This is a genomic window from Streptacidiphilus sp. MAP12-33 (genome assembly GCF_041261265.1).
Classification (GTDB): domain Bacteria; phylum Actinomycetota; class Actinomycetes; order Streptomycetales; family Streptomycetaceae; genus Streptacidiphilus.
The window spans coordinates 257,306-273,690 of sequence record NZ_JBGCCA010000003.1; the positions used below are offsets into that span (position 1 = coordinate 257,306).

General features: G+C 71.3%; 17 protein-coding genes. 10 read left to right on the top strand and 7 right to left on the bottom strand.

Annotated features, from left to right (window positions below):
* Positions 1-5: 5 nt before the first annotated feature.
* The gene (locus ABH931_RS05635) at positions 6-221 is read right to left on the bottom strand and encodes a hypothetical protein (protein WP_370110476.1); all 216 of its coding nucleotides are present in this window, start codon (positions 219-221) and stop codon (positions 6-8) included.
* On the opposite strand from ABH931_RS05635, the gene ABH931_RS05640 reads away from it, so the two are divergent.
* Positions 220-633 (top strand): NADPH-dependent FMN reductase, encoded by a 414-nt coding sequence (locus ABH931_RS05640; protein ID WP_370110478.1) that lies wholly within the window; start codon positions 220-222, stop codon positions 631-633. The genes ABH931_RS05635 and ABH931_RS05640 overlap by 2 nt on opposite strands.
* Positions 634-739: 106 nt before the next feature.
* The gene (locus ABH931_RS05645) at positions 740-1,393 is read left to right on the top strand and encodes a TetR/AcrR family transcriptional regulator (RefSeq protein ID WP_370110480.1); all 654 of its coding nucleotides are present in this window, start codon (positions 740-742) and stop codon (positions 1,391-1,393) included.
* A gap of 7 nt (positions 1,394-1,400) precedes the next feature.
* Here the strand turns inward: ABH931_RS05645 and ABH931_RS05650 are convergent, their stop codons facing one another.
* The 4 genes from ABH931_RS05650 to ABH931_RS05665 form a co-directional block, all read right to left on the bottom strand.
* The gene (locus ABH931_RS05650; protein ID WP_370110482.1) at positions 1,401-2,888 is read right to left on the bottom strand and encodes an MFS transporter; all 1,488 of its coding nucleotides are present in this window, start codon (positions 2,886-2,888) and stop codon (positions 1,401-1,403) included.
* 62 nt (positions 2,889-2,950) lie between these two features.
* The gene (locus tag ABH931_RS05655; protein ID WP_370110484.1) at positions 2,951-3,793 is read right to left on the bottom strand and encodes an alpha/beta fold hydrolase; all 843 of its coding nucleotides are present in this window, start codon (positions 3,791-3,793) and stop codon (positions 2,951-2,953) included.
* Positions 3,794-3,894: 101 nt separating this feature from the next.
* Entirely contained in the window at positions 3,895-4,353 is a 459-nt protein-coding gene (locus ABH931_RS05660) for a cupin domain-containing protein (RefSeq protein WP_370110486.1), read from the bottom strand.
* 134 nt (positions 4,354-4,487) lie between these two features.
* Positions 4,488-5,273, bottom strand: coding sequence for an SDR family NAD(P)-dependent oxidoreductase (locus ABH931_RS05665; RefSeq protein WP_370110488.1), 786 nt, complete (start codon positions 5,271-5,273; stop codon positions 4,488-4,490).
* 177 nt (positions 5,274-5,450) lie between these two features.
* On the opposite strand from ABH931_RS05665, the gene ABH931_RS05670 reads away from it, so the two are divergent.
* A complete protein-coding gene (locus ABH931_RS05670; RefSeq protein WP_370110490.1) occupies positions 5,451-6,440 on the top strand; it encodes a helix-turn-helix domain-containing protein in 990 nt (329 codons plus the stop codon).
* On the opposite strand, the gene ABH931_RS05675 is transcribed toward ABH931_RS05670, so the two are convergent.
* The gene (locus ABH931_RS05675) at positions 6,429-6,893 is read right to left on the bottom strand and encodes an SRPBCC domain-containing protein (RefSeq protein WP_370110492.1); all 465 of its coding nucleotides are present in this window, start codon (positions 6,891-6,893) and stop codon (positions 6,429-6,431) included. The genes ABH931_RS05670 and ABH931_RS05675 overlap by 12 nt on opposite strands.
* A gap of 79 nt (positions 6,894-6,972) precedes the next feature.
* Here ABH931_RS05675 and ABH931_RS05680 point away from each other — a divergent pair, with 79 nt between their 5' ends.
* Entirely contained in the window at positions 6,973-7,692 is a 720-nt protein-coding gene (locus ABH931_RS05680; protein WP_370110494.1) for a TetR family transcriptional regulator, read from the top strand.
* Between the two features lie 64 nt (positions 7,693-7,756).
* Here the strand turns inward: ABH931_RS05680 and ABH931_RS05685 are convergent, their stop codons facing one another.
* Entirely contained in the window at positions 7,757-10,537 is a 2,781-nt protein-coding gene (locus ABH931_RS05685) for a carbohydrate-binding protein (RefSeq protein WP_370110496.1), read from the bottom strand.
* 72 nt (positions 10,538-10,609) lie between these two features.
* On the opposite strand from ABH931_RS05685, the gene ABH931_RS05690 reads away from it, so the two are divergent.
* The 6 genes from ABH931_RS05690 (at position 10,610) to ABH931_RS05715 (ending at position 16,158) form a co-directional block, all read left to right on the top strand.
* Positions 10,610-10,936, top strand: coding sequence for a hypothetical protein (locus tag ABH931_RS05690; protein ID WP_370110498.1), 327 nt, complete (start codon positions 10,610-10,612; stop codon positions 10,934-10,936).
* Positions 10,933-12,042 carry an MFS transporter gene (locus ABH931_RS05695; RefSeq protein ID WP_370110499.1) on the top strand — a complete coding sequence of 370 codons (1,110 nt, stop codon included), beginning with the start codon at positions 10,933-10,935 and terminating at the stop codon, positions 12,040-12,042. The genes ABH931_RS05690 and ABH931_RS05695 overlap by 4 nt, the downstream gene beginning before the upstream one ends.
* Positions 12,043-12,288: 246 nt before the next feature.
* Complete coding sequence (locus tag ABH931_RS05700) at positions 12,289-13,224, top strand: ABC transporter ATP-binding protein (protein ID WP_370110501.1); 936 nt, start codon at positions 12,289-12,291, stop codon at positions 13,222-13,224.
* Positions 13,221-14,048, top strand: coding sequence for an ABC transporter permease (locus tag ABH931_RS05705; RefSeq protein ID WP_370110503.1), 828 nt, complete (start codon positions 13,221-13,223; stop codon positions 14,046-14,048). The genes ABH931_RS05700 and ABH931_RS05705 overlap by 4 nt, the downstream gene beginning before the upstream one ends.
* Positions 14,049-14,158: 110 nt before the next feature.
* Positions 14,159-15,481 carry a sensor histidine kinase gene (locus ABH931_RS05710; protein WP_370110505.1) on the top strand — a complete coding sequence of 441 codons (1,323 nt, stop codon included), beginning with the start codon at positions 14,159-14,161 and terminating at the stop codon, positions 15,479-15,481.
* Positions 15,478-16,158, top strand: coding sequence for a response regulator (locus ABH931_RS05715; protein ID WP_370110507.1), 681 nt, complete (start codon positions 15,478-15,480; stop codon positions 16,156-16,158). Before ABH931_RS05710 ends, ABH931_RS05715 begins: the two co-directional genes overlap by 4 nt.
* Positions 16,159-16,385: the final 227 nt, after the last annotated feature.

Here is a 16,385-nt window from a genome sequence, read left to right on the forward strand (position 1 = left end):
GGCGCTCACACGGTGGCGAGCAGCGCGCGAGTCTCGCGGACGACGCGGTCCTGGAACGCGAGGTCGTGGACCTGGGCGGAGCCGCGCATCGGCTTGCCGGTCTCGTCGTAGTAGACGCCGGTGCGCGGGCTGCCGTCGGTCAGGACGGTCGACCGTGCTGGGGCCCGCACCGCCGCCGAGTACGAGCTGGTCGACTTGGCCGACTGGCCCCTGCCCGCCATGGACGAGCCCCTGCCGCCGTCCATGGGCCAGTACCAGCACGACCACACCAAGGCATGGGCGGCCAAGGTCGACGAGTTCGACGGGTATGTCTTCGTGACCCCGGAGTACAACCACTCCATCCCCGGCGCACTGAAGAACGCCATCGACTTCGCCTACGCGGAGTGGAACGACAAGGCCGCCGCCTTCGTCTCCTACGGCACCGTCGGCGGCATCCGGGCTGCCGAGCACCTGCGCAGCATCGCGAGCGCGGTCCAGCTCGCGCATGTCCATCAGCAGCTGGCGTTCTCGCTGTTCACCGACTTCGAGAACCTCTCCCTCTTCAAGCCCGGCGCGCATCACGACGAGGCGGCCACCAGGCTCTTCGACGAGCTCGAATCCTGGTCCAGGGCGATGAAGACCCTGCGCCGCTGAGCTGCCGGGGAGGCCGGCGGCGTACTCGGTCGGCAGGTCAATCCGATGGTTGGCCCATGATGCGAGGACGCTCTCGTTATCGGGGTGAACTTGCTACTCTTGGGCCATGCACTCGGACGAACCGACGACAACCCGGCCCACCACCGGCCGCGTGAACCAGAAGTTGCGCACGCACCGGGCGATTGTTGCGGCAGCCGTCGAGCTGATGCGCACGGGTGGAGAGGTGACGATGCTGGAGGTCGCGAGCGCCGCTCTGGTGTCCGAGGCGACGGCATACCGCTACTTCCCCGATCTGGTGAGTCTGCTCCAGGAGGCTCTGGCCGGGCAGATGCCCACCCCGGCCGAGGCGCTCGCATCGGTCGCGGACTCCGATGACGCGGTGGAGCGCGTCGCAGTGGCGACCGAGCACCTGCTGCGCACGGTGCTGACCTACCAAGGGGCTACCAGGGCGATGATCGCGGGCACGATCACCCGTCCCGAGACGGCCGGAGCCCGCCCCGCGATGCGGTTCGGACTGATCGACCACGCTCTCGCCCCGCTCGAGAACACGCTCGAGGCCACCGATCCGGCCGCGGTGACGCAGCTCAAGAATGATCTCGCGGTCGTGGTCAGCGCCGAGGCGCTGTTCGCCCTCACCGACCTGGCGCGGCTGGACCCCGAGGACGCTATCGCCAGCGTCGTGCACACCGCGACCACCCTCACGCGGTCTGCTGTGGCCGGTGCTGCGCCCTCGGGCGCCCGTCGGAGCGCCCGCCGCTGACCGCACGTCACGCCGGTGCGGCGTCCGGCACGCCGGCATCAGCTGCCGCCTCGGCCGCAGGGGTGTCGGGGAAGTGTGCGGAGACCCGCGCCGCTGTGGCTGTGGCGCGGCGGGTGGTGGCCGCGAGGCCGATGACGGTGATCAGCAGGCCGCCCGCGGCGAGGAGCCACCAGCCCGGATGGCTCGCGGCGGTGAAGTCGGCACGGCTCGCAGCCCCGGAGCGGGCGGCGACGATCGAGCCGAGGACGGCGACGCCGAGGTTGTTGCCGACCTGACGGCCGGTGGTGGTGATCGCGGCGGACACCCCGGCCTGGGCGCGCGGCATCCCGGCCACCGCGGTGCTGGTGATCGGGGTGTTGACCAGGCCGAACCCGGTGCCGAGCAGCACGTAGGCGGTGAGCAGGACCGCCCAGGGCGAGGTAGGGGAGAGCGTGGTCAGCGTCAGTGCCGCAGCGGCGATCAGCAGGCCGGCGGCGACCAGCGGCGGGCGCGCGCCCCGCGCGGCCGTCAGGCGGCCGGACAGTGGTGAGGCGAGCGCGATGCCGGCAGCTATGGGTACCGTCAGCAGGCCCGCGTGCAGCGCGCTGTAGCCGCGCACCTCCTGGAGGTAGAGGGTGTTGAGGAACAGGAATCCGGAGAGCACGAAGAAGGCCGTGACGGCGACGACGAACGCCCCGGTGAACGGGACGGAGCGGAAGAACACCGGGTCGACCAGCGGCTGCTCGCGGCGCCGTTCGTAGTGGGGCAGGGCTGCGAGCGCAGCCGCGCACAGGACGAGCAGGCCGACGATGGGGGCGCTTCCGTAGCCCTGGCGCGAGCCCTCGATGATCGCGGACATCAGCGTGCCCAGGATCACCACGACGAGCACCTGCCCGACCGGGTCCGGACGCCGGATCGTGGCCGCCCTGGACTCGGGCACGAACACGGCGGCGAGGACCAGGCCCGCCACGCCTATCGGGATGTTGATCCAGAAGATCGATCGCCAGCCGTCCGAGGCGACCAGAAGGCCGCCGACCACGGGACCGGCGGCCAGGGACAGGCCCACCGTCGTGCCCCACAGGCCGATCGCCCGTGCACGCCGACGTGGATCGGGGAAGGCGTGCGTGATGATCGACAGGGCGACCGGGTTGAGCATGCTGGCGCCCAGGCCCTGGACGACCCGGAACCCGATCAGCCACCCCAAGGACGGGGCCAGGGAGCAGGCCAGCGAGCCTGCCGCGAACAGCGCCAGCCCGGCCTGGAACACCCGGCGCCGCCCGATTCGGTCGGCGGTGGATCCGGCGAGCATCATGAAGGCGGCGATCGCCAGCGTGTAGCCGTCGACGGTCCACTGCAGGCCGCTGACCGAGGCGCGCAGATCGCGGCCGACGGCCGGCAGGGCCACGTTCACGGCGGTGGTGTCCAGGGCGGTGATCAGCAGACTGAGGCAGCACACCGCCAGCACCAGCCCCGCACGTCGGTCGCTGCTCTCGGCAGGGGGGTTGAGCGTCGTCATCTCCGTCCTCCTTGCGCAGAAGTGGGGTGAGGGGTACGGCTCGCGGCGCGCACGCCACAGGACTACTCGGCGTCGGGCTCGCTCCCGGGCTTGACCTGGGTGTCGACGAAGTCGCCGATCGCCGCGAAGACCGCCGCGGGCTGCTCGATGTGCGGGAAGTGCCCGGCCTCCGGCACGGCGTGGAAGGCGGCGCGGGGGAAGGACGCGGCCAGGGAGCGCTCGTACTCCAGCGGAGCGATGCCGTCCTGCTCTCCGGCGATCACCAGGACCGGCACCGTGACCCGGTGCAGGCGTCCGCGCAGCTTCGGGTCGTAGCAGAACGGGTCGCCCGCGTAGACGGCCAGGGTGCGCTGGTTCGCCGCCATCACGGCCAGCTGCTCCGGGCCGAGCGCGGCCGGATTCGGGCGGAACTGCGGATTGTGGAAGGCCAGTTCTGCGGTCTTGGCCGGGCCGAGGACGGCGGGGTCGGCGATCTGCACCGGGGACTCGGGGGCGATGCCGGTGGAGGCGAGCAGAGTGAGGCAGGAGATCCGGGAGGCGTTGTCGCGCAGCGCCATCTCCGCGGCGATCCAGCCGCCGACGGAGTTTCCGGCCACCATGACGCCGCGCAGGTCGAGCGCGTCGAGCAGGTCGAGGTAGGCGGTGGCCAGGTCGGCGACGGTGTCGGTGGACTCCGGGCGGGGCGTGCCGTCGAAGCCGGGGTGGGTGGGCACGACCACGTAGGCGTGCTGGGCCAGGCCGGCGGCGAAGCCCGCCACGGAGCGGGGCCCGGCGCCGCCGTGCAGCACGAGCACGCCGGTGCGCTCGGTGTTCTCGCCGAACTCCTGGACGGTGACGGCGAGGCCGCCCGGAAGGTCGAGGGTGCGGACGCGAGTGCTGGGGCCGGAGATGGTGGAGGACGTCATGATGTTGGTTCCCTCGGTGTGGAGTTGATGGTTCCTGGTGCCGCAGCCGAGCAGTGGCCGTAGCCGGAGGGTGGCCGCGAGCGCGCGAGGCGCGGTGCTGCTCAGGCGAAGTCGGTGGCCGGTTCGGTGGCGTAGTGGCTCATCGCCTCGATCGTGGCTTCGGGCGTGAGCGGTCGGCCGCCGGCGATCATGTCGCGCAGATCGCGGAAGTAGTTCACGTACAGGTCGGGCGTGAAGGTGTTGAGCAGGACCGTGGTCCCGTCGGTCGGGTTGGCGAAGGTGTGCGGGGCGCCGGGCGGGATCATGACCAGCGTTCCGGCCGGGGCGTCGTACACCGTCTCGCCGACGGTGAACCGGGCCGCCCCCGAGACCACGTAGAAGCCCTCGTCGTGCCGGGCGTGGCGGTGCTGCGGCGGGCCGTCCGTGTGTGGGCCGAGGGTGATCTCGCCGATGCCCAGGCGGTGACCGGTCGTACTGCCGTCCTCCAGGATCCGCATCACGGTCGGGCCGAGCCGGATCGCCTCACCGGCCTCGGGGCCGACCACCGATACGTCTGCCATCTGAACCTCCAGGGAGAGACTGCTTTTGTCATGAGGGTTTGCTCTCATGAATGAATGTACGACTCGCCTGCGCTTCATGCAAGTCAACTCTCACAATGAGAGCATGGTTGCCAGAGTCGGGCCGGTTGCCGCGCTCAGTCGCTCGTGCGGTAGAGGTCGGCCTGGCCGTTCGAGGCGGTCAGGCCGCCGTCCACGGGGATGTGGACGCCGTTGACGTATCCGGCGTCGGGTCCGGCGAGGAAGGCGATGACGGCGGCCACGTCGCCGGGCTCGCCCGGTCGGCCCATGGGCACGCGCTCCACGAGGCGCCGACGCAACGGGGCTCCCTCGGCAAGCGCCTCGCGCAGGAACCGGCTGCTGAGCGTCACGCCGGGGTGGACGGCGTTGACGCGGATCCGGTCGCCGTGGTCCAGGGCCATCGAGTTGGTCAGGTTGACCAGTGCGCCCTTGGTCATGTTGTAGGCGGCCTGGCCCCACTCGCCGCGCAGCCCGGCCACGGAGCCGACGTTGACGATGCATCCGCGCGACGCCCGCAGGTGCGGCAGGGCGGCACGGGAGGCGAAGAAGACGCCGTCGATGTTGGTGCTCACCATGGTCCGGTAGTCGTCCAGGCCGAGCCGGTCGACGGTGCCCGGGATCGCCACCCCCGCGTTGTTGACCAGCACGTCCAGCCGCCCGAAGCGCTCGGCGACCTCGTCCATGCCCGAGGTCACGGCGGCCGGGTCGGACACGTCCGCGAGCAGGGGGTGCATCGGCGCGCCCGCGGGGCCGTCGTCGGCGGCCTGCTCCAGCGTTGCCTTCGTGCGGCCGACGAGGACGACGGTGTACCCGTCGGCGGCGAACCGGTGCGCGGTCGCGGCGCCGATGCCGGTGCCGGCGCCGGTGATGACGGCGACGGGGGCGGAATTCTGCGGGCTCATGGGGTTCTCCTCCTGCGCGTGCGGCGGACCGAAGTGAGGGCTTGTCCCTGCCTTTGAACCCTAGGAAAATCAGCCCCGCGCAGGCTTGGACCACGGCGCCATCCCGGCAGAACATCCGCGCCAGAGGGCGCGGGAGGGCGCATGGTGGCGTCGGCACGGAAAGGGGGGTGACCGTCGATGAACAACGTGACGGCAGAGACCGCCGGTTCACGCGGTGCCGCCGCCGAGGCGCAGGCCCGCGCGAACGGCTCGTCGCCGGGGTTCGACGCCTTCCGCAGTGGCTGGGAGGACGAGATCGGCGAGGGCTTCCCGCTGCCCAGCTTCAGCCCGGCGACCATGCTCGACTTCCGCGTCAGAAGCCGTGCCACCAAGGTGGGGGACGTGGCCATCACCGACCTGCACGGCGCGTCGGCCATCCGGACCGAGGGGCCGCTCGACGGGGTCGAGGACCAGGTACGTCTCTACGTCGTGCAGCGTGGCTCGTGGACGCTGGGCGCGCCGCTGGCCCGCGGCGAACAGACGGTGTCGGCCGGGCAGTTCCTCATCCGCCACATCGGACGGCCGCTGCACTTCGAGACGGCGCCTGACACGCGGGCGAAGGTCGTCGTCCTACCCGCGGCGATGCTCAAGCCGCTGCTGGGGGAGCGGCAGTGCGTCAGCGGCCCCGCCGAGTCCGCCGAGGTGCGGTTGCTGGCGGCTCACTCGGACATGATCTACGCGACCGTCGCCGACCTCGGACCGGCGGGCGTGCAGGCCGCCCACAGCACGCTGATCGAGCTGGCCAAGGCGGTGGCCAGGCGCCGGGTCGACGACGCGGAACCGGAGCTCGCTCCCGTGCTCGCGCAGGCCGCGCGCAACCTGGCGGACCGTCACCTCGCTGATCCTGAGCTCTCGGGAGCGATGCTGGCCCGCGAACTCAACGTCTCCGTCCGCAACCTCCAGCGCGCCTTCGCTATGGCAGGTGAGTCCGCCTCCGGCTACATCCGCCGCAGGCGACTGGAGGAGGCTCGGCTCGCCCTTGCCGCGCCCTCCGGCCGGCTGAGTGTCGCGGAGCTTGCCGCCCACTGGCAGTTCGCGGACAGCAGCCACTTCATCCGGGCCTTCAAGAAGCACTACGGCCGCACGCCCACCGAGTACGCCCGCTCGGCCATGGAGTCAGACAGCTGAGGTGCGGGACGCGCTGTCGGGGTCGATGTCGTCGAGCACGGCCGGGAGGCCGACGGTGAGCATCGTGCGGCGGACGCGGCCGAGGAGTCTGGCCAGGACGTAGCCGCTGGGGCCGGTGAAACCGGTGTGGTCGTAGGTGAAGCGGGTCCCGCCGGAGTGCGGCGCGATGCCGTACCGGACCTGGGTGACCCCGCCGCCGGCGGGGTCGGCCCACGAGTAGCGCAGCAGCCAGGGGGCCGCGACCTCCAGGACCTCGCAGTCCACGATGCCGCTCCAGCCCGGCTTCGGCTTGGCCGTGAACCTGAACCGTGTGCCGACGACGGGGACGAACCCCTCGGGCCGCCCTCCCGCGCCCGTCGCCGTCCAGCGCGGGATCAGCGCCGGGTCCGTCACGGCACGCCAGACCAACTCCGGTGGGTGGGGGTAATCCGTCACGAGGTGTATGGCGCTCATGGCAGGTCTCCTTGGTTGTTACTGTCGCTGAAAAAATACAGTAGCACTAGATTTTCAGCGACGGGACTATGCTGGCCCCATGGGTGAGCGCACAGTGGACTGGACGGGGCTGCGCCTCCGTGGCGAGGAGCCGACGGATGAGGGGCTGCGCGAGCGCAAGAAGAGACTGATGCGACGCCAGCTGTCCGACACCGCGACCGAGATGTTCCTGGAGCGGGGCTTCGACGCCGTGCGCGTCACCGAGATCGCGGAAGCCTGCGGAGTCTCGGAGAAGACGGTCTTCAACTACTTTCCCACCAAGGAGTCGCTTCTCCTCGACCTGAACGAGGCCGTCGAGGACTCCCTTCGGGCCACGCTTGCCGACTCCGCTCTCACCCCGGTCGAGGCGGCGCTCAGGATTCTCGCGGAGCAGTTGACGGCCGTGACCGCATGGCTGGCCGCGCAGGACGACCGGGACCGGGCCGTCGCGGACTTCCGGCGCTTCGGCGGGCTGATCCGCTCCACCGCCTCGCTGCGCTCCTACCAGCGCGACCGGGCCGAGCAGCTCACCGCCGTCGTCGCCGAGATCCTGGCCCGGCGCACGGGCGCGGACCCTCACGACCCCGAGCCGCAGATCGCGGCCACGGCGCTGCTCGGCCTGTGGCCCGTCCAGTTCCAGGCCCTGGGCAGGTATCTCGACGCGACCCGGACGCCCGGGCAACTGCACGAGGCCGTCACCGCCCACGTCACACGCGCGGCCCGACTGGTCGACGCGGGGCTGGGGAGCCGCACGTGGCAGCCTGCGGGTCCTGCGGACTGACCCCGGCGTGCCCGTACGACGCCCCGGACAGGGTCCGGCGCGCCGTGCGGGCGGTTGCGGGGAGCTACTGGTTCCAGACCTGCAACTCGGAGATCTGGCCCGCGGGCCAGCCGGTGTTGGCGGTGATGTTGACCCGCCAGTAGCGCTGGGCGGTCGCCGGGAACGTGATCGTGACGGTGTTGTTCGCGGACGGGGTGAACGTGTACGTGGCCGACGGCACCACGGTGGTGAAGTTGCTGCCGTCCGTGGAGCCGAGCAGGGAGAGCGTCTCGTCGCGCGCGCCCCAGGAGGCGGGCAGTTGCAGCACGACCCGGGCGGCCGACTGGGCGGAGCCCAGATCCACCTGGACCCACTGCGGGAAGACGTTGTTGGTGCTCTCCCAGTACGAACTCTGGTTGCCGTCGGTCACGTTCGAGGAGGGGTAGACGTCGGTGTGCGAGGACTCGGCGGTCGGCTTGCCGGCCGCGAGGTTGGTGCTGCCGGTGCCCGACGTGGCGGCGAACTGCAGACTGTTGGCGTTCCAGCCGCCGTTGTCCTCGTTCAGGGTCAGCACCTGCTGGCCGGCGGGCAGGGTGACCTGGGCGGTGACCGTGGTCCAGTTCTGCCAGCCGCCGGTGGCGGGGACGTTGACGTTGCCGGTGAGGTTGGTGCCCGACGCGTCGGACAGGTGCAGGGCGTCGGTCACCGCGTTGGGCGCGGCCAGGCGCAGGCTGACGGTGTAGCTCCCGGCCGTGGCGACGTTGACGGTGTAGCGGAACCACTGGCCACCGGACGTCCAGCCGAGGTCGTAGCCGCCGCCGGTGTCCGTGGTGGTCTCCAGGTCGACGCCGTCGGTGCGGTAGCTGTTGCCGGTGCCGTTGACGGAGGAGACGTTGTAGGCGACGCCCTGGCCGCCGCTGTCGTAGTTCTCCGCCTGGACGGTGCCGGGGACGGCGGCCGGTGTGCCGCCGTAGGGGCCCTCCGGGGTCACCGTGCCCTGCCAGCTGTTGCCGCTGGTGGTGGCGGTGAAGCCGCTGGAGTTGTTCAGGTAGGGCGACATCCCCGAGCCGAGGCCGGTGACGGTGTTGCCGGTGATGGACGCGGAGCCGGTGGGCGCGGGGTAGAACGGCGGGGCGATCACGATGCCGTTGCGCCACGGTGAGGTGACGGTGTTGTTCTGCAGCAGCGTGTTGGTGGAGGTGGAGAAGCCGATGCCGTCGTAGAGGGCGTCGAGGACGGTGTTGTTGGTGGCGGTGACGTGGTCGACCACGCCGACGTTCTGGCCGTCGCCACCGTTGCCGATCTGTAGGGCCGGCTGGCCCTGGCTGTAGCCGTTGCCGCCGGAGCGGACGATGGTGTTGCCGTTGACGGTCGCGGTGAGCAGGTCGCTGCCGTTGACGCCGAAGCGGCCTGCGCCCAGGCCGATGTAGCGGGCGGTGTCGGCGATGTAGTTGTCCTCGACGTCCTGGTTGCTGCCGCCGTAGATGCCGATGCCCTTGCCGCCCCAGGGCGCGATGACGGTGTTGTGCGTCATCGTGATGTGCGACATCGGCGTGTAGTAGGTCTTGTTTCCGCTCGAATCGGTGTTGTAGTTCACCGAGTTGATGGCCATGCCGTCATCGCCGGTGCCGCGGACGAAGTTGTTGGTCGCGGTCAGGTTGTTGCCGACGGAGTTGCCCAGCGACACGTTGTTGAGGTTGATGCCGTCGGCCCAGACGGCGGTGAGCCGGCAGTTCTCGACCGTGCCGCCGGTGCCGGAGGCCCAGAAGCCGGACTCGGTGTGCTGGCTCCAGATGTCGTTGGCGACCCAGTTGGTGCCGCTGGTGTCCATCGCGCCGCCACCGCCGTCGACCGTCTCGCGGCTGGTGGCGTCGGAGTCGAGGTGGAAGTCCTGGACCGTGTCCGAGGTCAGGTCGAACAGGGCGGCCAAGGGTGTGGAGTTGGGCAGCGGGATGTCGCGGTAGATGGTGCTGTACCAGATTCCGGCGCCCGCGATCGTGATGCCCTGGGCGGTCAGGCCCTGGGTGCCCTTGAGGTAGAAGGTGCCTGCCGGAATCCAGAGGGTCCTGCCCTGGCTCTGGGCCTGGTTGATGCAGTTCTGGATGGCCGCGGTGCTGTCCACCGCCGCGCTGTCGGCGGAGCCGTTGGTGGGGGTGTTGTCAGCGACGGCGCCGCAGTCGGTGATGGAGATCGAGTTCGCAGGCTGGGCGATGGGCGGTGGTGGGTTCTCCGCGTCGAGGACGTCGATGTAGTAGAACGCGGCCGTGTTCGCCGCGTCCTTCTTGAGCATCAGGGTGCTGCCAGGGGCGATCGGCGCGCCGCTGATGAACGTGTGCGACTCGTCGAAGAACTCGCGCGGGTTGCCGTCGGCCGGGTTCTGGTCGCTGCCGTTGTAGTTGCTGCTGTTCTCGTAGAACCAGCTCTGCTTCGAGTTGAGATTGAGCGCCTGTCGGAAGACGCCGTCGACGTAGAGGTCGAGTGTCGCCGTGGTGCCGCCGCCCGTGGCGGAGTCCGGGATGCTCTCGCGGAGGTTGATCGCGCTGATCGGCGCGCCGGTGGTGTTCGTCCACTGCACGCTCTGGCCGGTGCCGGTGAGCTGCGCGTACGCGTGGCCGGAGGCCTCCACGGCAGCGCTGGAGTACTGGCTGGTCGGCGCCGAGGTGAGCGACACCGCGGTGGCGCCGCCGCCCAGGGCGCCGGCCTCGCCCTCGAAGCTCGTGAACGGCAGCGTCGCGCCGACGCCGGCGGCGGTGGCTGCCGTGGCCGTCGGCGCGGCGTGGAACGCCGCGAGAGCGGAGGCGGCGAGTAACGCCGCTACGGCTGCGCCGAGCCGGCGGTGGGGAGCGGGACGGGAGGTGCGTCTCATCGGGAACCCCTTCTTTGGCATGCACAGGTGGGGGAGTCGCAAGCCGAGAGCAACGTAGCGTGGCGAACGACTGTGAGCAATAACAGAACACAAATCTGCAAAGAAGGGATTTACCCGCAAAATTCTGCGACGGGCAAAGGTGGCCGCATCGGCGTCGGCTCAGACCGTCATGACCGTGGCGCTCCCGTCGATGGAGCTCCACCTGCCCCTGTCGTCCGCGCAGGCGACCTGGTCGATCGCCGGCTACGCGCTGACTTCGGCCTCGCGCTGATCCCCAGTGGACGCCTGGGCGACGACTACGGCCGCAAGAAGATCCTGCTCATCGGGATGGCGCTGTTCACCCTCACCGGCGTGCTGGCCGGGGTCGCGCCCGACGCCACCTGGCTGCTGGTGGCGTGAACCCTGCGAGGAGTCTCGGCCGGGATGATCGCCCCTCAGGTCCTGGGCCTGCTCCAGCAGATGTACCCGCCCCGCGAACGCGGCCGCGTCTTCGGCCTCTACGGAGCGACCGTCAGCCTCTCCACCGCCATCGGCCCGATCCTGGGGGCGTCATCATCCAGGGCTTCGGCACCACCGACGGCTGGCGCTGGATCTTCTACCTCTTCCTCCCGCTGGACCTGGCGGTGCTGTGGGTCGCCGCGCGTGTCCTCCCGGAGAGCGGACCGCGCGAACGCGTCGGCGGCCTCGACCTGGTGGGCATCCTGCTGCTCACGCTGGCCGTCATCGGCGTGGAACTGCCGCTGCTGCAAGGCGGGAGCTGGGGAGGCCGCACCTGGTGGCTCGCCTGGACGGGCCACCTGCTGCTGGTCCTCTTCGTGTTGTGGGAACGCGCCGCGGCCCGCCGCGCCCGGCAACCGCTGATCGACCCCGTCCTGTTCCGGGCGCGCACGTTCTGGGTCGGCACCGCCGTTGCGGGTGCCATCTACGGCGGGTTCACCGGCATCTTCGTGCCTCTGATGCAGTTCCTCCAGCAGGGCATGCACGACACCGCGCTCAAGGCGTCCCAGACCATGGTGATGTTCACCCTGGGCTCGGCGGTGTGCGGCATCCTCAGCGGCCGCGTCGTGCACCGGGCCGGCCGGGCCCTGGTGATCGGCGGCACCGCGCTCACCGCCGCCGGACTGCTGATCGCGGCGCTGGCGGTCGGCGGAGCCACCCCCGGCAACAACATGGTGCTGCGCCTGTCCCTGCCCCTGCTCGTGGTCGGCTGCGGCGCGGGCTGCGTCATCGCCGCCAACCAGACGCTCGCCCTGCACCCGGTGCCCCGCCACGACGGCAGCACGGCCGCAGGCGTCTACCAGACCGGGATGAAGCTCGGCACCTCGCTGGGCACGGCCCTGGCCGCCTCCCTCTACTTCGGCGGGCTCGTCTCCGCGCACCAGGACTACGCCGCCGCCGCACGCGACGGCCTGCTCGGGGCTGCCGGTCTCTGCGCCGTCGCGTTCATGGTGGCACTGCCGGGGCTGACCCTGGGCCGCCGCCGGACCGCCTCGGCCGTCAGCTGACCGGACGAGGTCCCGGCCCTGACTCGGCCCTGCCCCGGCCCTGATCTGGCGCTGAACGGGACGCTGACCTGGGGATGAACGGGTACGGCACCCCGGTACCGCCCCGGAGCGGGAGTTCCCTCGGCGGTACCGGGGCCCAGCGGCGCGGCGAACCTACGGTGGATTCATCGCCGACGGACGCACCGTTGGCAGCACGCTCGGGACCCTCCGACGCCGTGCTCGCTCCGGAACCCGAGGACGCATCCCATGATCGAAATCCACCAGCTGGTGAAGCGCTACGGCGACAAGACCGCCGTCGACGGCCTCGACTTCACCGTCAAGCCGGGCGTGGTCACCGGCTTCCTCGGTCCCAACGGCGCCGGGAAGTCCACCACGATGCGCATGATCCTCGGGCTCGACGCGCCCACCAGTGGCAGCGTGACCGTCAACGGCACGCACTACGCCGAGCACGCCGCGCCGCTGCTGGAGGTGGGCGCGCTGCTGGAGGCCCGGTCCATCCACCCGGGCCGCTCCGCCTTCAACCACCTCAACGCCCTCGCCCTGACCCACGGCATCCCGCGCCGCCGGGTGGACGAGGTCATCGAGATCACCGGCCTGACCAAGGTCGCCAAGAAGCGCGCGGGCGCGTTCTCGCTCGGCATGGGCCAGCGCCTCGGCATCGCCGCCGCGCTGCTGGGCGACCCCCAGACGATCATGCTGGACGAGCCCGTCAACGGGCTCGACCCCGAGGGCGTCCTGTGGGTGCGCAAGCTGCTCACCGGACTCGCTGCCGAGGGCCGCACCGTCTTCATCTCCTCGCACCTGATGAGCGAGATGGCGCAGACGGCGACCAACCTGATCGTCGTGGGCCGGGGCAGGCTGCTCGCCGACACGACGGTCGAGCAGTTCGTCCGCGATGCCGGGGGCGACCGGGTCAGGGTGGCCACGGACGAGGCGTCCCGGCTGCGCGACCTGCTGGCCGGGCCCGGCGTGGAGATCTTCGGCACCCCGGGTTCCGAGGAGCTCGTCGTCTCCGGCCTGACGGCACGTGAGATCGGCGCGACGGCCTTCGCCTACGGGGTGCCGGTCTACGAACTCGCCTCGCAGCCTGTCTCCCTGGAGGAGGCCTTCATGACCATGACCGAGGACTCGGTCGAGTACCACGGAACCACCACGACCGACCTGCTGAGGAGCGCCGCATGAGCACTCTGACCGTGCGACCCGCGACCGCCTTCGACCGCCTGAAGTGCAAGGTGACCGGCCCCCGGGCCCTGAGGGCGGAGTGGGCCAAGATGTGGTCCCTGCGCTCCACCTGGATCACCCTGGGCGTCGCGTTGGGGCTGCTGCTCCTGGCTGGTGTCCTCGCCGCCTCCAACTACTCCCCGAGCGGCGCCGCCGTGCGCGGACCCGGCGCCGGCGCCAAGGACGCGGTCGGGCTCGCGCTGAGCGGCATCGACTTCGCGCAGCTGGCCATCGGCGTGCTGGGCGTGCTGATCGCGGCCGGCGAGTACTCGACCGGCATGATCCGGTCCACGCTCGCCGCTGTCCCGAGCCGACTGCCGGTGCTGTGGTCCAAGGTCGCCGCCTTCGGGCTCGTCGCGACGGCCGTCGCCACGGTCGGCGCGTTCGCCGCCTTCCTGGGCGGCGCGCACTTCCTGAGCGGTGACGCGATCTCGCTGAGCCTCTCCTCCGGCGGTGTCCTGCGCAGCCTGCTGGGCGCCGGGCTCTACCTCGGGCTGGTCGGCGTCTTCGCCGTGGCGCTCGGCACCCTGGTGCGCTCGATCGCGGGCGGCATCGGACTGCTGGTGGCGACGCTGATGTTGCTGCCCGTGCTGACCGGCCTGCTGCCCTCCGGCCTCGGCAACGACATCAGCCCCTACCTCCCCGGCAACGCGGGCGGTTCGATCTTCGCCCTGCACCAGGCGAGCAACACCCTCAGCCCCGGCGCCGGACTCGCGGTCTTCGCCGGCTGGGTCGCCCTGGCCCTGGCCGGCGCCGCCTGGCGCCTCAAGCGCGCCGACACGTGAACCGGCCGGCGCCGCTCCTTTGACGCCTGCTCCCCACGGCCGCCCTACAGTGGCCGTGGGGACGTTTGCGCAGCTGAGCGGCCCAGCCCCGAAGAGCAGGGACCACGATCGTGAGGCAAGGCAGTACCCCGCCCGAGCAGCTGTTCCCGCCCGAGTTCGAGGAGCTGTGGAACAGTCCGCTCGCGCGGCGGTTCGTGCACGCGGCCCGACGGCTGCGCGCGAGCGCCGTCGGCCATCCGCTGGCCCTCGACGTCGTGCTCACCCTGCTCACCCTGGCGGCCGGACTGTCGAGCGTGGCCGCTCCCAGTGAGGCGCGCGGCGGTCACAACTCTGCCGCCGCCTCGACCGCACTGCTCGTGCTGACCGTGCTGGGGCAGGCGCTGCCGCTGGTGTGGCGGCGCCGGGCGCCGCTGCCGGTCCTGCTGGTGGTCCTGTTGGCGAGCACCGTGCAGTGGTGGGTGAACGCGCCGCAGCGCAGCGTCGTGGCCGTGCTGATCGTGATCTACTCGGTCGCCCGCTATGAGCGGTTGCGGCTGCTCGCCTGGTCCGTCCCGGCGCTGGCCCTCGCCCTGCTCGTCCCCGCCTTCCGTGTCGATCCTTTCCGGGAGCACGCCCTCTACAGTCTGTTCTTCCTCTACGCGACCGCCGTCGCCGCGTCCGCCCTGGGCCTGGTGGTGCGGGTGCGGCAGGCGCAGCTGAACGCGCTGGCCGACCGGGCCGCCCGACTGGAGGTGGAACGCGAGCAGCGGGTGCAGCTGGCGACGCTGGCCGAACGCTCCCGGGTCTCGCGCGAGATGCACGACATCATCGGCCACAACCTCGCGGTGATGATCGGTCTCGCCGACGGGGCGGCCTTCGCGGCCTCGAACGACCCCGCGCGCGGCGCCGAGGTCCTCCCGGTGATCGCGAGCACGGGACGACAGGCCCTGAGCGAGCTGCGCCGCACTCTCGGCGCCCTGAACCAGACCCCCGACGGTGCCGCCGCCGCGGACCTCGAACTGACGCCCCAGCCCGGCCTGTCCGACCTGAACACGCTGCTGGAGGGCATCGGGGCGGCCGGACCGCAGATCTCCCTGCGCACCTCCGGCGACCTCGCCTCCCTCGCCCCCGGGGTGCAGCTCGCGCTCTACCGCATCGTCCAGGAAGCCCTGACGAACAGTCTGAAACACGCCGGCCCGGCCACCACCGTCCAGGTCGCGCTGCGTGCCGCCGAGGGCCAGGTGGACGTCCGGGTCCGGGACACCGGTCGACCCGACGCCGCCCCCGCGGTCCCCGTCGCCGAACACGATGGGCAGGGCCTGGTGGGCATCCACGAGCGCGCCGCCCTGGCCGGTGGGACCGCGTCCGCCGGACCGACCGGTGACGGGGGATGGCTCGTCCACGCCGTCGTGCCCCTGTCCGCACCGCACACCAGGGAGGAAGAGCAGCCGTGACCACCGTGCTCATCGTCGACGACCAGCCGCTGCAGCGGTTCGGCTTCAGGATGCTGCTGGAGAACAACCCCGACACCAGCGTCGTCGGGGAGGCCTCCAGCGGCTCCGAAGCCGTCCGGCAGACCGCCGAACTCCACCCCGACGTGGTCCTGATGGACATCCGGATGCCCGGGATGGACGGCATCGAGGCCACCCGCCGCATCGTCGCCTCGGGAGGCCGCTCCCGGGTGCTGGTGCTGACGACCTTCGACGGCGACGCCTACGCCTACAACGCGCTGCGGGCCGGAGCGAGCGGGTTCCTGCTCAAGGACGCCCGGCCGCAGGAGCTCCTGGCCGGCATCCGCGCCGTGGCGGCCGGGGACGCGGTGGCCGCTCCCGCGCTGACCCGGCGGCTGCTGGACGGATTCGTCCAGCAGCCCCCGCCCGGCGCGGAGGCGGGCGCGGACCCGCGTCTGGAGGTGCTGACCGGGCGCGAGCACGAGGTGCTGGAGGCTGTGGCACAAGGACTGACCAACGGCGAGATCGCCGAGCGGCTGACGCTGTCGGAGTCGACGATCAAGACGCACGTCAGCCGGATCATGGGCAAGATCGGCGCCCGCGACCGGGTCCACGCGGTGATCATCGCCTACGAGGCGGGTCTGGTCCGGCCCGACCGGCCCGGGCCCGCCCAGTCATGAGTGACTCGGCCTTCTTGAGTGACTCGGCCTTGAATGAGCCCCACACCATCGCCTGTGCCGAGGCGCCACCGCCGAACATGCCGCCCAGCGGACTGCCGGCTCCGCCGCTGCCCCGGGCGGTCCGGCCGACGCCGAGACCGCTCATCGCGGACTTGGGCAGGGTGACCAGCGTCCGCCTCGCCTACGAGCCCCGACGGCTGCGGATCACCGTCGAGAACGAAGGCCCG

Excerpts from the sequence above, each read along its gene's own strand:
- ABH931_RS05640 (WP_370110478.1), top strand. The coding sequence starts at position 220 with ATGGACGAGCCCCTGCCGCCGTCCATGGGCCAGTACCAGCACGACCAC.
- ABH931_RS05635 (WP_370110476.1), bottom strand. The coding sequence starts at position 221 with ATGGCGGGCAGGGGCCAGTCGGCCAAGTCGACCAGCTCGTACTCGGCG.
- ABH931_RS05645 (WP_370110480.1), top strand. The coding sequence starts at position 740 with ATGCACTCGGACGAACCGACGACAACCCGGCCCACCACCGGCCGCGTG.
- ABH931_RS05650 (WP_370110482.1), bottom strand. The coding sequence starts at position 2,888 with ATGACGACGCTCAACCCCCCTGCCGAGAGCAGCGACCGACGTGCGGGG.
- ABH931_RS05655 (WP_370110484.1), bottom strand. The coding sequence starts at position 3,793 with ATGACGTCCTCCACCATCTCCGGCCCCAGCACTCGCGTCCGCACCCTC.
- ABH931_RS05660 (WP_370110486.1), bottom strand. The coding sequence starts at position 4,353 with ATGGCAGACGTATCGGTGGTCGGCCCCGAGGCCGGTGAGGCGATCCGG.
- ABH931_RS05665 (WP_370110488.1), bottom strand. The coding sequence starts at position 5,273 with ATGAGCCCGCAGAATTCCGCCCCCGTCGCCGTCATCACCGGCGCCGGC.
- ABH931_RS05670 (WP_370110490.1), top strand. The coding sequence starts at position 5,451 with ATGAACAACGTGACGGCAGAGACCGCCGGTTCACGCGGTGCCGCCGCC.
- ABH931_RS05675 (WP_370110492.1), bottom strand. The coding sequence starts at position 6,893 with ATGAGCGCCATACACCTCGTGACGGATTACCCCCACCCACCGGAGTTG.
- ABH931_RS05680 (WP_370110494.1), top strand. The coding sequence starts at position 6,973 with ATGGGTGAGCGCACAGTGGACTGGACGGGGCTGCGCCTCCGTGGCGAG.
- ABH931_RS05685 (WP_370110496.1), bottom strand. The coding sequence starts at position 10,537 with ATGAGACGCACCTCCCGTCCCGCTCCCCACCGCCGGCTCGGCGCAGCC.
- ABH931_RS05700 (WP_370110501.1), top strand. The coding sequence starts at position 12,289 with ATGATCGAAATCCACCAGCTGGTGAAGCGCTACGGCGACAAGACCGCC.
- ABH931_RS05705 (WP_370110503.1), top strand. The coding sequence starts at position 13,221 with ATGAGCACTCTGACCGTGCGACCCGCGACCGCCTTCGACCGCCTGAAG.